Annotated in this window: 14 protein-coding genes; 12 read left to right on the top strand and 2 right to left on the bottom strand. The window is 69.8% G+C overall.

All coding sequences use genetic code 11. The annotated features are described in order from the left end of the window. Positions 1-59 precede the first annotated feature (59 nt). From hpt to F8566_RS07560, 9 genes are all read left to right on the top strand, one after another. Entirely contained in the window at positions 60-623 is a 564-nt protein-coding gene (gene hpt / locus F8566_RS07600; RefSeq protein ID WP_151559225.1) for a hypoxanthine phosphoribosyltransferase, read from the top strand. Between the two features lie 254 nt (positions 624-877). Next, positions 878-2,881 carry an ATP-dependent zinc metalloprotease FtsH gene (gene ftsH / locus F8566_RS07595; RefSeq protein WP_151559224.1) on the top strand — a complete coding sequence of 668 codons (2,004 nt, stop codon included), beginning with the start codon at positions 878-880 and terminating at the stop codon, positions 2,879-2,881. Between the two features lie 5 nt (positions 2,882-2,886). After that, positions 2,887-3,498 carry a GTP cyclohydrolase I FolE gene (gene folE / locus F8566_RS07590; protein WP_404800273.1) on the top strand — a complete coding sequence of 204 codons (612 nt, stop codon included), beginning with the start codon at positions 2,887-2,889 and terminating at the stop codon, positions 3,496-3,498. A 128-nt stretch (positions 3,499-3,626) separates the two neighbouring features. Then, on the top strand, positions 3,627-4,499 hold the full coding sequence (gene folP, locus F8566_RS07585; protein ID WP_151559223.1) for a dihydropteroate synthase: 873 nt from the start codon (positions 3,627-3,629) through the stop codon (positions 4,497-4,499). Then, positions 4,496-4,927: a nuclear transport factor 2 family protein gene (locus tag F8566_RS07580; RefSeq protein ID WP_151559222.1), complete on the top strand. Its 432-nt coding sequence runs from the start codon at positions 4,496-4,498 to the stop codon at positions 4,925-4,927. Before folP ends, F8566_RS07580 begins: the two co-directional genes overlap by 4 nt. Then, on the top strand, positions 4,924-5,289 hold the full coding sequence (folB, locus tag F8566_RS07575) for a dihydroneopterin aldolase (RefSeq protein WP_151559221.1): 366 nt from the start codon (positions 4,924-4,926) through the stop codon (positions 5,287-5,289). Before F8566_RS07580 ends, folB begins: the two co-directional genes overlap by 4 nt. Then, complete coding sequence (folK, locus tag F8566_RS07570) at positions 5,286-5,879, top strand: 2-amino-4-hydroxy-6-hydroxymethyldihydropteridine diphosphokinase (RefSeq protein ID WP_151559220.1); 594 nt, start codon at positions 5,286-5,288, stop codon at positions 5,877-5,879. Before folB ends, folK begins: the two co-directional genes overlap by 4 nt. Continuing rightward, complete coding sequence (locus F8566_RS07565) at positions 5,876-6,349, top strand: DUF3180 domain-containing protein (protein ID WP_151559219.1); 474 nt, start codon at positions 5,876-5,878, stop codon at positions 6,347-6,349. The genes folK and F8566_RS07565 overlap by 4 nt, the downstream gene beginning before the upstream one ends. A gap of 122 nt (positions 6,350-6,471) precedes the next feature. Beyond that, a complete protein-coding gene (locus F8566_RS07560; protein ID WP_151559218.1) occupies positions 6,472-6,675 on the top strand; it encodes a hypothetical protein in 204 nt (67 codons plus the stop codon). Between the two features lie 17 nt (positions 6,676-6,692). Here F8566_RS07560 and F8566_RS07555 read toward each other — a convergent pair whose 3' ends face one another. Next, positions 6,693-7,841 (bottom strand): NADH-quinone oxidoreductase subunit D, encoded by a 1,149-nt coding sequence (locus tag F8566_RS07555; RefSeq protein ID WP_151559504.1) that lies wholly within the window; start codon positions 7,839-7,841, stop codon positions 6,693-6,695. Positions 7,842-8,064: 223 nt separating this feature from the next. Between F8566_RS07555 and F8566_RS07550 the strand changes: the two genes are divergently transcribed. The 3 genes from F8566_RS07550 (at position 8,065) to F8566_RS07540 (ending at position 11,474) form a co-directional block, all read left to right on the top strand. Next, positions 8,065-8,676: a PH domain-containing protein gene (locus F8566_RS07550; protein WP_151559217.1), complete on the top strand. Its 612-nt coding sequence runs from the start codon at positions 8,065-8,067 to the stop codon at positions 8,674-8,676. A gap of 203 nt (positions 8,677-8,879) precedes the next feature. After that, the gene (locus F8566_RS07545) at positions 8,880-10,217 is read left to right on the top strand and encodes a PH domain-containing protein (RefSeq protein ID WP_225992941.1); all 1,338 of its coding nucleotides are present in this window, start codon (positions 8,880-8,882) and stop codon (positions 10,215-10,217) included. A 48-nt stretch (positions 10,218-10,265) separates the two neighbouring features. Beyond that, a complete protein-coding gene (locus tag F8566_RS07540) occupies positions 10,266-11,474 on the top strand; it encodes a cytochrome P450 (protein WP_151559216.1) in 1,209 nt (402 codons plus the stop codon). A 47-nt stretch (positions 11,475-11,521) separates the two neighbouring features. Here F8566_RS07540 and F8566_RS07535 read toward each other — a convergent pair whose 3' ends face one another. Continuing rightward, positions 11,522-12,523: an SAM-dependent methyltransferase gene (locus tag F8566_RS07535; protein ID WP_151559215.1), complete on the bottom strand. Its 1,002-nt coding sequence runs from the start codon at positions 12,521-12,523 to the stop codon at positions 11,522-11,524. Between the last annotated feature and the right edge of the window lie 77 nt (positions 12,524-12,600).

The raw sequence follows: 12,600 nt of genomic DNA, 5'->3' as shown, positions 1-12,600 counted from the left end.
CGGAGCCGTGCCGTGTGCGCGCTGCCACGCAGCGCATTCGTCTCCATGAGGGTGGGTTTGTGGACGAGAAGGATCTGGGCGCCGACCTGGCGAAGGTGCTCATCCCCGAGGACCAGCTGCAGGCCAAGGTGCGCGAGCTGGCCGCGCAGATCGACGCCGACTACGCCGGCAAGGATCTGCTGCTGGTGGGCGTGCTCAAGGGCGCCGTAATGATCATGGCCGACCTGGCGCGGGCCTTGCACGCGCCCGCCTCCATGGACTGGATGGCGGTGTCCTCGTACGGCTCGGGCACCAAGTCGTCCGGCGTGGTGCGGATCCTCAAGGACCTGGACACCGACATCCTGGACCGGCACGTCCTCATCGTCGAGGACATCATCGACTCGGGGCTGACGCTGTCCTGGCTGGTCAGCAATCTGCGTTCGCGCGGGCCCGCGTCGCTGCAGATCTGCGCGCTGCTGCGCAAGCCGGAAGCGGTCAAGACAGAGATTGACTGCAAGTACCTTGGATTCGACATTCCGAACGAGTTCGTGGTCGGTTACGGGCTGGACTACGCCGAGAAATACCGGAACCTTCCGTTCGTCGGGACCCTGGCGCCACACGTGTACGGCGGCGACGGGGCCTGACCGGGAACAAGGCGCCTGCGCGGATCGTTGCAAGGGGCGTTGAAGGGTATATCGAACGGATCAGGGGATCGGCGCAGGCTGCGTCCCCTGTGCTGCCGGTGTACCTTCGGTATCCCGGGCCTCGGCCGGGGACACTGCTTGACGAAGGCCGCCCCGGCGGGCGACGGGCCCCGATTCGACGGGCCTGACGTGCTCGGAGCCGGTTCACAGACGTTGGTCAGGAGGGACGGGCCCCGGAAGGGGTGACCGGATAAATGGACGTGAAGCGCTACTTTCGCGGGCCGCTGCTGTGGATCCTGCTGTTCGGCCTCTTGATCGCCCTCGTGATGTGGGGGATCAACCCCGGCCGTTCGTACGAGAAGACCGACACCTCCAAAGTGGTCTCGGAGATCCAGAGCGGGCAGGTGAAGTCCGCCAAGATCATCGACAAGGACCAGCGGATCGAGGTCACCCTCAAGGACGGCAAGCAACAGCAGGCCTCCTGGGTCGACGGCCAGGGCATCGAGCTCCAGCGCGCGCTGCAACAGCAGGCGCAGGCCGGGAGCCTTTCGGGTGGCTACAACGTCGAGGTTCCCAAGCAGAGCTTCTTCTTGAACCTGCTGTTCAGCCTGCTGCCCATCGTGGTCATCGTGCTGATCTTCCTGTTCATCATGAACCAGATGCAGGGCGGCGGCTCTCGCGTGATGAACTTCGGCAAGTCCAAGGCCAAGTTGATCACCAAGGACACGCCGAAGACGACGTTCGCCGACGTCGCGGGCGCGGACGAGGCACTGGAAGAGCTGGAGGAGATCAAGGACTTCCTCCAGAATCCGGCCAAGTTCCAGTCCATCGGTGCCAAGATCCCCAAGGGCGTGCTGCTGTACGGCCCGCCCGGTACCGGTAAGACCCTGCTGGCGCGTGCCGTCGCGGGCGAGGCCGGCGTGCCGTTCTACTCGATCTCCGGTTCGGACTTCGTCGAGATGTTCGTCGGTGTCGGCGCGTCCCGCGTTCGCGACCTGTTCGAGCAGGCCAAGGCCAACGCCCCCTCGATCATCTTCATCGACGAGATCGACGCCGTCGGCCGGCACCGCGGTGCCGGGCTCGGCGGTGGCCACGACGAGCGCGAGCAGACCCTCAACCAGCTGCTCGTCGAGATGGACGGCTTCGACGTCAAGGGCGGCGTGATCCTGATCGCCGCGACCAACCGGCCGGACATCCTCGACCCGGCGCTGCTGCGCCCGGGCCGCTTCGACCGGCAGGTCACGGTCGACCGCCCCGACCTGGAAGGCCGCAAGGGCATCCTCCGGGTGCACGGCCGCGGCAAGCCGTTCGCCCCGGACGTCGACCTCGACGTGATCGCGCGCCGGACGCCGGGCTTCACCGGCGCCGACCTGGCCAACGTGATCAACGAGGCGGCGCTGCTCACCGCTCGCTTCGATCGCAAGCTGATCGACATGGACACCCTTGAGGAGTCCATCGACCGCGTGATGGCCGGGCCGGAGCGCAAGACCCGCGTCATGTCCGAGAAGGAAAAGAAGATCATCGCCTACCACGAGGGCGGGCACGCTCTGGTGGCGCACGCGCTGCCGAACGCCGACCCCGTGCACAAGGTGACGATCCTGCCGCGCGGCCGGGCCCTGGGTTACACCATGACCCTGCCGATGGAGGACAAGTTCCTCACCACGCGCTCGGAGATGAACGACCAGCTCGCCATGCTGCTGGGGGGCCGTACCGCCGAGGAGCTCGTCTTCCACGAGCCCACCACGGGCGCGGCCAACGACATCGAGAAGGCGACCTCGATCGCCCGCAACATGGTCACCGAGTACGGCATGAGCGAGCGCCTCGGCGCCCGCAAGTTCGGCACCGGCGCGGGCGAGGTCTTCCTCGGCCGCGACGTGGGCCACGAGCGGGACTACTCCGAGGACATCGCCTCCGCGATCGACGACGAGGTCCGCCGCTACATCGAGGGCGCCCACGACACCGCCTGGGAGATCCTGGTCGAATACCGGGACGTTCTGGACGACCTCGTGGTCAACCTGATGGAGAAGGAGACCCTCTCCAAGGACCAGGTGTTGGAGATCTTCGCGCCGATCCAGAAGCGGCCGCTGCAGAAGTCCTACACCGGTTACGGCAAGCGCCTGCCGTCGGACCGCCCGCCGGTGCTGACGCCCAAGGAGCTCGCCCTGATGGGGCCTCAGGACGTCGCCGACCTGACCAAGGGCAACGGCCAGTCCGCCGGTGACCCGGAGCCGGCCGTCGATCCGGCACCTGAAAGCTGACCGAATTGGTTTTTCCGTACGACGAGGACGAGGCCCTGGGGGATCTTCCCCCGGGCTTCGACCATGCCCGGATCGAAAAGGCCGTCCGCGAGATCCTGCACGCCATCGGCGAGGACCCCGACCGTGACGGCCTGCGCGACACCCCGGCCCGCGTCGCCCGCGCGTACGCCGAGCAGTTCGCCGGCCTCCACCAGAAGCCCGAGGACGTCCTCAACAAGGTCTTCGAGGCCGACCACGACGAGATGGTCCTGGTCAAGGACATCGAGGTCTACTCCGTCTGCGAACACCACCTCGTCCCCTTCCACGGCGTCGCGCACGTGGGCTACACGCCCAACGACAGCGGCCAGATCACCGGCCTCTCCAAGCTGGCCCGCCTGGTCGACGTCTACGCCCGCCGCCCCCAGGTCCAGGAACGCCTGACCAGCCAGGTCGCCGACGCCCTCATGCGCATCCTGGAGCCCCGCGGCGTCATCGTCGTGATCGAGGCCGAGCACCTCTGCATGACCATGCGCGGCGTCCGCAAGCCGGGTGCCAAGACCGTCACCTCCGCCGTCCGCGGCGACTTCCGCGAACACGCCGAAACCCGAGCCGAGGCCATGGGCCTCATCATGGGTTAGCGTCCGCTGACGCCCTGTGTCGCCGCTGGGCGGCCCAGCCGCCATGTTGGGTGTGATCTGTTGCGCGGCCTTCCACAGCAGGGGCCGCGAAGCAATGAGCACTTCGATCAAGGCATAGGGTTGATGGCATGACCACAGCCGGTGTGCCTGGGCTCCCAACGGCGGGGCGATGCCTTGTCATGGGCGTGGTCAATGTGACTCCGGACTCGTTCTCCGACGGTGGGGCCTGGTTCGATCCGGACAAGGCGATCCGGCATGGGATCGACCTGGTCGCGGAGGGCGCCGACGTGGTGGACGTGGGGGGCGAGTCCACCCGGCCCGGGGCCCAGCGGGTCTCGCAGGAGGAGGAGCTGCGCCGGGTCGTGCCCGTCATCGAGGCGCTGAGCGCCGAGGGGGTGCCGGTCAGCGTCGACACCATGCGGGCCGAGGTGGCCGAGGCCGCGGTGGCCGCGGGGGCCCGGCTCGTCAACGACGTCAGCGGCGGGCTCGCCGACCCCGGCATGGCACGGGTGGTCGCCGCGACGGGCGTGCCGTACGTGGTCATGCACTGGCGTGGGCACAGCCATGACATGCAGACGCGCGCCGTCTACGACGATGTCGTGCGCGAGGTGCGGGACGAGCTGCTCGGGCGCGTGGACGCGATCCTGGGCGCAGGAGTCGATCCGTCGATGATCGTGCTCGATCCCGGGCTAGGTTTCGCGAAGAGTCCCGAGGCGGGGCACAACTGGCGGCTGATCGCCCGGTTGGACGCGCTGCTGGACACCGGCTATCCGGTGCTCGTGGGGGCCTCTCGCAAGCGGTTCCTGGGGCGGTTGCTCGCCGCCGACGACGGGACGCCGCGTTCGTTCACCGACTGCGATGACGCCACCGTGGCGATCACGTCGCTGGTCGCCGCCGCGGGCGCGTGGTGCGTCCGCGTCCATCGGGTACGGCCGAACGCGGACGCCGTGCGCGTCGCGGCGGCCGTGCGCGCCGCATCCGACGGGAGCCCCGAGCAGTGAGCCCAGCCGACCTGGTCGCCGCCCTTGAGGAGGCGAACGCGGAGTTCTACGCGGCGTTCGAGGCCGGAGATCTGGACCGGATGGCGGCGCTCTGGGCGGACGGCCCGTACGCGCCCTCCGTGACCTGCGTTCACCCTGGCTGGCCGATGTTGCGCGGCCGTGACGAGGTGCTGCGATCGTGGGCGTTGATCATGGCGAATACGAGCTATATCCAGTTTGTGCTGACCAACGTGGAGGCAGATATCCACGGGGACCAGGCCGTGGTGACCTGTTCGGAGAACATCCTCACCGCCGACGAGGACACCGAGGCCGGTTTCCTCGCTGGCGGAGAGGTCGTGGCGACCAATATCTTCGTCCGCGCGGACGGCGCCTGGCGCCTGCTGCTCCACCACGGATCGCCCATTCTGAACACCGCAGAGGAAGAATGAGTCTCGACCGGATCGAACTGCGCGGCCTGCGGGCCCGGGGACGGCACGGCTGCCTGCCGGCCGAGCGCGAGCTCGGCCAGGAGTTCGTGGTGGACGTCGAACTGGGCCTCGACACCCGCCCCGCCGCCGCCGGTGACGATCTATCCCGTACCGTCGACTACGGATCGCTCGCCGGCCGTCTGGTCGCCGTCGTCGAAGGGGAACCCGTGAACCTCATCGAGACACTGGCCGAACGGCTGGCAGGGATCTGCCTGAAAGAGGCCCCTGTGGCGGAGGTCGAGGTCACCGTCCACAAGCCGAGCGCCCCCGTGCCGCACCCCTTCACGGACGTGGCCGTGAAGATCAGGAGGAGTCGCCCATGACCGCGTCCGACCCCATCCACACGCCCGAGCGCACCGCGACCGGTGGCCACATGCTGGTCCAGCACCGTGTCGTGTTCTCCCTTGGCAGCAATCTCGGCGACCGCCTGGACAACATCCAGGAGGCCGTCGACGCGCTGTTCGACGCTCCCGGCCTGACGTTCGTGGCACTGTCGCCGGTGTACGAGACCACGCCGTACGCGCCGCCCGGGGTCTCGATGCCCGAGCAGGGCGACTTCCTCAACATCGTGCTGGTGGCCGACACCCGGCTCCCACCGGAGAACCTCCTCGAACGCGTCCTCAACATCGAGAACTCGATGCAGCGAGTACGCGAGGTCCGCTGGGGCCCCCGCACGCTCGACATCGACATCGTCGTGTTCGGCAACGTCACCATGGACGACCCGGACCTCACCCTGCCGCACCCCCGCGCGCACGAGCGGGCGTTCGTCCTGGTGCCGTGGGCGGACATCGAGCCGGACGTCCTCCTGCCCGGGCACGGGCGGGTCGGCGACCTGGCCGAGGCCCGGCAGGCGGAGGGAGGCCCCTCGACCGTGCGCCGCCGTGACGATCTCACCCTGCAGCCACCTGCATGAAGCCCACGCGCGTCCCGTTCCTCGCCGGCCTGGTGGTCATCATCACGTTGATCACCTGGGCGGTGCTGCGCACCGCCTACGTCTCCCTGCCGCCGCTGCCGTGGACCGCCGTGCCGACGCTGCTCCTGCTGGCGCTCGGCGAGGCGGTCACCGCCGTCAACACGCTGCGCCGGATCCGCCGCAAGCCCGGCACCAAACCGGTCGAGCCGCTCGTCGTCGCCCGCATGGCGGCGCTCGGCAAGGCCACGGCGCTCGCGGCGGGCGTCCTGGCGGGCGTCTTCGCCGGGTTCGCGCTCAGCCTGACCGACGCCCTGGACAAGCCGACACCGAGGAACGACTTCTTCGTGAGCGGCGGCACGTTCCTGGCCGCCCTGGTGCTGGTGGGTGCCGCGTTCTTCCTGGAGTACGCCTGCCGGGTCCCCAAGGACCCCGACGCGGAAGACCAGGACCGCGGCGCCTCCCGCGCCTGATTGCGTTAAGTGTTGTGGTCGTCGCATGCTGTATCGAACGCCTGCGTGGTGACATTCACGCGGCGTACGCTGGTCCGGTCTTGTTGGGGCATGCGATGCCATCGCCCGCCAAAGGAAGGGAAGTGAGCAGCGTGGCGGCATCGATGAGCGAGATCGAGATGCGTGTCCGAGCCTTGGAGACTCGAGTGGGTCGACATGACGAGGACATGGGAGCGGTTGTCGACACGACCAGCAAGACATTCACGGTCGTGTCCGCGCTCGCGAGGAATGCGGGACTCGATGTCGATGAGCTCCTGGCAGAGGAGGATGACAACATCCAGGCCTGATCCCCGCAGGGCATGGGTTATTTGTCGATGTCGCCCACGACGAAGAACATCGAGCCGAGGATGGCGATCATGTCGGCGATGAGGGTGCCCGGGAGCAGCTCCGACAGGACCTGGATGTTGTTGAACGAGGCTGAGCGCAGCTTCATGCGCCAGGGGGTCTTCTCGCCGTGCGACACCAGGTAGTAGCCGTTGAGGCCCAGTGGGTTCTCGGTCCAGGCGTAGGTGTGGCCCTCCGGGACCTTGAGGACCTTCGGCAGCCGCTGGTTGATCGGGCCGGGCGGGAGCTCGCCGAGGCGGTCCAGGCAGGCGTCGGCCAGGTCGAGTGACGCGTACACCTGGTCGAGCAGGCACTCGAAACGGGCCAGGCAGTCGCCCTCGGTCCGGGTGACCACCCGGACGTCGAGGTCGCCGTAGGCCAGGTAGGGCTCGTCCCGGCGCAGGTCGAAGTCCACTCCGGAGGCACGGGCGATCGGGCCGGACACCCCGTACTGCAGGATCTGCTCCTCGGTGAGGACGCCCACCCCGCGGGTCCGGGCGCGGAAGATCTCGTTTCCCATGATCAGGTCTGAGATCTCGCTCATCCGGGAGCGGACGTCGCGGACGGCCTCGCGGGCACGGTGCGTCCATCCGGCCGGCAGGTCCTCCTTGAGGCCGCCGACCCGGTTGAACATGTAGTGCATGCGGCCGCCGGAGATCTCCTCCATCACGCGCTGGAGGTGCTCGCGCTCCCGGAACGCGTAGAAGATCGGCGTGATCGCGCCCACTTCGAGCGGGTACGAGCCGAGGAACATCAGGTGGTTGAGCACCCGGTTGAGCTCGGCGAGCAGGGTGCGGGCCCAGGTGGCGCGGTCGGGCACCTCCATGCCCAGCATGCGTTCGACCGCCAGCACCACGCCGAGCTCGTTGGAGAACGCCGACAGCCAGTCGTGCCGGTTGGCCAGCACGATGATCTGGCGGAAGTCGCGCACCTCGAAGAGCTTCTCGGCCCCCCGGTGCATGTAGCCGATGATCGGCTCGGCCGACGAGATGCGTTCGCCGTCCAGGGTCAGCCTCAGCCGGAGCACGCCGTGCGTGGACGGGTGCTGGGGCCCGATGTTGAGGGTCATGTCCTCGGTGGCGAGTTCCTTGGCCCCCGCCCCGATGCCGACGATCCGCTCTCTGCCCATTGCCTCGCCTCCGGCGCGGCGGCTCGCGGGCTCCATCGCGCGATCTTCCCTCGTCACGTGCTCGCTCCTTCGTCGCTGCGCGCGCTCCTCAGTCCAGATCGCACGGCCCACTCGCGCTCATGGGCTGGTTCACCGCCTTCGCCTGTCCGGCTGCTCACGCTTGACATCGTGCCATGGACAAAGGCTCGCGGTATTCAGCCGGTTTCGGGTTGACTATGCAGTGATGAATCCGACCCATGATGAGCAACCGCCCTTTTCTGGACCGGGTGGCGGCGGGCAGGGCGCGCCCCCGTACGGCGGTACGCCTGCGTCCGCGGCGCCCGCGCAGGCGCCGAGCTACCCGGCCGACCAGGCGTTCGAGCCCGGGGGCGGCTTGGCATGGGCCCACATCTCCAAACGTTTCACCTGGCACCGGCGGATCAGCGCGCTGCTCTGGGCAGTGCCGATCGGGCTCGTCGGCGGCTTCCTCATGTCGCGCAGCGGCGGGGCGCTGGGAGCGCTCCTGTGGGGCGTCGCCGTGCTGCTGTCGGTCGCGCTCGCGTGGATCGTGGCCGAGCTGGCCTACCGCTCGTGGGGGTACGCGGAACGGGCGGACGACCTGATCCTTTCGCATGGAGTGTTCGTCAAGCGGCTCATCGTCGTCCCGTATGGGCGGATGCAGTTCGTGGACGTGACCGCGGGCCTGCTGGAGCAGTGGCTGGGCGTGGCGACCGTCCGGATGCACACCGCCGCGGCCGCCACCGACGCCGTGATCCCCGGGCTGCCCGCGACCGAGGCCGCGATGCTGCGCGACCGTCTCGCCCAGAAGGGCGAGGAACGGAGCATGGGACTTTGAGCGGCCCGTACGGCCCGCCGCCCCCAGGCGGATACGGCCCTCACCCACCACACGGCGTGCCGGGGCGGCCTGGCCCCTACGGCCCATACGGCTCTCCAGGGCCGCAGGGGCCGCTCGGACGTCCGGGGCCGCCCTATGGTCCCCCTCGGCCGCCGGGGCCCGCAGGACCGCCCTACGGCCCGCCGGGCCATGGCCCTCCCGGGATGTACGGCCCGAGGCCGCCCGTGCGCTTCTCCGAGGGCGTGCACCGCCTGCACTGGGCGACCGCCCCGCTGCGTGCGTTCATCATCTTGATCATCTACTTTGTGCTGCTGGGCTTCCCGCTGCTGCTGACCCGGACCGAGAGCGGCGCCGCGCTGGTGCTCAGCCCCGAGGTGCTCGGCCGGTTCCTGGTCGTGTCGGTGCCGATGGCGGCGATCGCCGTGGCCGCGGGGCTCTGGGGCTGGCTGGGCACGCGCTTCTGGATCTCCGGCGACGATCTGGTCGTGGAGACCGGGATGTTGCGCAAGCGCAAGCGCCAGGTCCCGCTGTCGCGCATCCAGGCCATCGACCTGGTCCGGCCGCTGGTGACGCGGGTCTTCTCGCTCGCCGAGGTACGGGTGGAGCTGGCGGGCGGCGAGAAGAGCGAGATCGTCCTCCGCTATCTGGGCAGGAACGCGGCGCACCAGCTTCGGGCGGAGCTCCTCGCCCTGGCCGCCGGACTGCCCAGCCATACGCCGGAGGCGCCCGAACGCCCGCTCTGGCGGGTGGGCTTCGGCACGCTCCTCGGTTCGCTGCTGTTCCGCCTGCCGGTGATCGGGACGGCGATCCTCTTCGTTTTCTCGCTGGTCTTCCTGGTGGTGTACGCCGAGCTGGGCATGCTCGCGGTCGCGATCCCGGCGCTGCTCGGGCTGATCCGTGCCGTGATGGCGCCTCTGGTGATGTACGCGAACTTCACCGTGGCGATGTCCCCGGACGGCGTACGGCTCCGCTACGGGCTTCTGGAGACCCGTATGCAGACGGTCCCGCCGGGTCGCGTGCAGGCCGTCAGCATCGTGGAGCCGTCGCTCTGGCGCGCGTCCGGGTGGGCGCGCCTGGAGGTCACGGTCGCCGGCTACGCGGGGGAGCGGCAGGCGCTGTCCTCCGTGCTCCTCCCCGTGGCCCCGCGCCATATCGCCCTCAGCCTCGTCTCCCAGGTCTTCCCCGGCACCAACGTGGACGCCGTGGCCCTCCTGCCGTCGTCCTCGAAGGGTGTCTCGCTGGACCAGGCTGATGGCGCGGGCACCGACGACGTGGTGTTCGTGTCCCGCCATGGCTGGCCCTGCCGCCGTACGGACGTGATCGCCCACGCCCGGGCACAGAGTGTCCGCCTCACCGCCAATCTCGTGCAGCGCATGCTGGGCCTGGCGACGGTCCATGTGGACGCACCGCCCGGTCCCGTTCACGTGTCCGCTGCGGACCGCGACCTCGGTGAGGCCCGCGCGATCGTCGAATCCACGGCGCGCCGAGCCCGGGCCGCCCGCCGCGCGGGCGGCGATCCGGGCCGGTGGGCCACCCGCTGACCACGCCGGATGTGCGATCCAGCGGCTGGCCGGGCGTATTGTCCGGTCATGAGCGATGTGGTCTATGACCCGTGGTCGCCCGGTTTCGTGGCCGACCCGTACCCGGCGTTCGAACGGCTCCGGATGGAGGAGCCCGTCTTCTTCCACGAGCCGACCGGCCAGTGGGTGATCACCCGGTATGAGGACGTGAACGCGCTGCTGCGTGACCGGCGTCTTGGCCGGACGTACCTGCACGTGGGCGGCCACGAGGAGTTCGGCCGGGAGCCGGAGGCGGAGTTCCTCAAGCCGTTCTGGGACCTCGTGCGCGCCGGGATGCTGGACGTCGAGCCGCCCACGCACACCCGGCTGCGGCGCCTGGTGTCCAAGGCGTTCACCGCCCGCATGGTCGAGGGCCTCCGGCCGATGGTGCGCGGCCTCGCCGAGGAGCTGGCCGGGGCGTTCGTCGCCAAGGGCGGCGGCGACCTGCTGGCCGAGGTCGCCGAGCCGCTGCCGGTGAACGTGATCGCGGAGATGCTGGGTGTGCCCGCCGCCGACCGCCATCTGCTGCGGCCCTGGTCCGCCGACATCTGCGGGATGTACGAGCTGAACCCGTCCGAGGAGGCCCAGCGGACCGCCGTCCGTGCGGCCGTGGAGTTCTCCGGCTACCTGCGGGAGCTGGCGCGCGCCCGCGCGGCGGACCCGCAGGACGACTTGATCAGCGCGCTCGCGCAGGTCGTGGACGAGGGTGACCGGCTGACCGAGGACGAGCTCATCGGCACCTGTGTCCTGCTCCTGAACGCGGGCCACGAGGCGACCGTCAACACGACCGGCAACGGCTGGTGGTCGCTGTTCCGCAATCCCGGCGAGCTGGCCCGGGTGCGCGCCGACCGGTCGCTGATCCCGACGGCGGTGGAGGAGCTGATGCGGTACGACACGTCAGCGCCGATGTTCGAGCGCTGGGTCCTGGAGGACATCCAGGTCGCCGGGGTGGACATTCCGCGCGGCAGCGAGGTCGCGCTCCAGTTCGCCTCCGCCAACCGCGACCCGGAGGTCTTCCCCGACCCGGATCGGTTCGACGCGGGCCGCGATCCCAACCCGCACATCACGTTCGGCCTCGGCATCCACTACTGCCTGGGTGCGCCACTGGCCCGCATCGAGTTGAACGAGTCGTTCGGCGCCCTGCTGCGGCTCGCCCCGGATCTGAAGCTCGTCAGCGAACCCGAGTGGAAGCCCGGCTTCGTCCTGCGCGGCTTGGAATCCCTTCACGTCGAGCCCTGACCGAGAGGCCCCGGCTCGGCTGGTCTTGCCGGCCGCCGACCTGTCGATCAGACCGGGCTGGGGACGGGTGACAGGATGCTGGGCACCGAGATGCCCACCGACTGCGCCAGCCAGCCGAAGCCGCCCAGGCCGCCGGGATCGATGAGCTCGGCGTCCTCGCCGGCGGCGCACAGCGCCCTGACGTAACCGCGGGGGTCGCGGTGGGCGAGGTCGATCGGCGGGCGGGTGCCCGACAGGCCCAGCGAACGGAGGGCGTCACGCTGGGTCGTGAGGAGCGTGTCCGAGACCCCGGCTCTTTCTCCGGAGGCACAGCAGGCGTCGAGGGCCACGTGGGCGGTGACGTCGCAGGAGCCGTCCGGCACGGCGGGCACGGTCGCGCCGTCACGGTAGCCGGTGAGTGTGCCGTACGGCGGGCGGGATTCGCGGGTGTGCGAGTAGTCCACCGCGACCGCGAGCCCGCCGGCCAGCCGTTCGATGACCGATGACCAGGCGAGGCAGCGCGGGTGCCCGAGCTCGGCGCGATCACCGGGCTCGCGGAGCGGCCACCAGCGGGCCAGCCAGTCCAGATCTTCGGGGGAGGGCTCGGGACCGGTCCGTTCGGCGCCGGTGGCGGGGTCGACGAGCACCAGGCGCGGGCCGGCCGGGGTCTCCTCCACCACGTCGAGCGCGATGTTGTCGAGCCACTCGTTCGCGATCACGAGCCCGGTGATCTCCGGCGGGAGCTCGTCCCGCCACCTGATCCGGTCCGGCACCTCGGGCGGTCGCGGGGCGATCTCCACGGCCGTGGGCACGAGGCGTTCCGCCAACCCGGGGTCGGCGGTCCGGAGGATGTTGATCAGCAGCTCGGCGCGGCCGGCACCCACGTCGACCAGGTCGAGCCGGGCGGGGTGGCCAAGCGCGGCGTCCACCTCGGCCAGGAGACGGCCGAGGGCCGCCGCGAAGCGGGGCGACGCGTGCACCGAAGTGCGGAAATGCTCCCCGGGACGCTCACGCCGGTAGAACCCGTCCGTTCCGTACAGCGCACGCTCCATCGCGGTGCGCCAGGTCATCCAGACCGCCACCCTTGCGACGTTACCGCGCCGTCCCCTGTCCGGCCGCCCGTCTCGATGGCATCCCAGAGTCGTAG

The sequence above is a fragment of the Actinomadura rudentiformis genome (genome assembly GCF_008923185.1).
GTDB classification, from domain to species: domain Bacteria; phylum Actinomycetota; class Actinomycetes; order Streptosporangiales; family Streptosporangiaceae; genus Spirillospora; species Spirillospora rudentiformis.
This window is presented reverse-complemented; position numbering and strand designations above follow the sequence as displayed.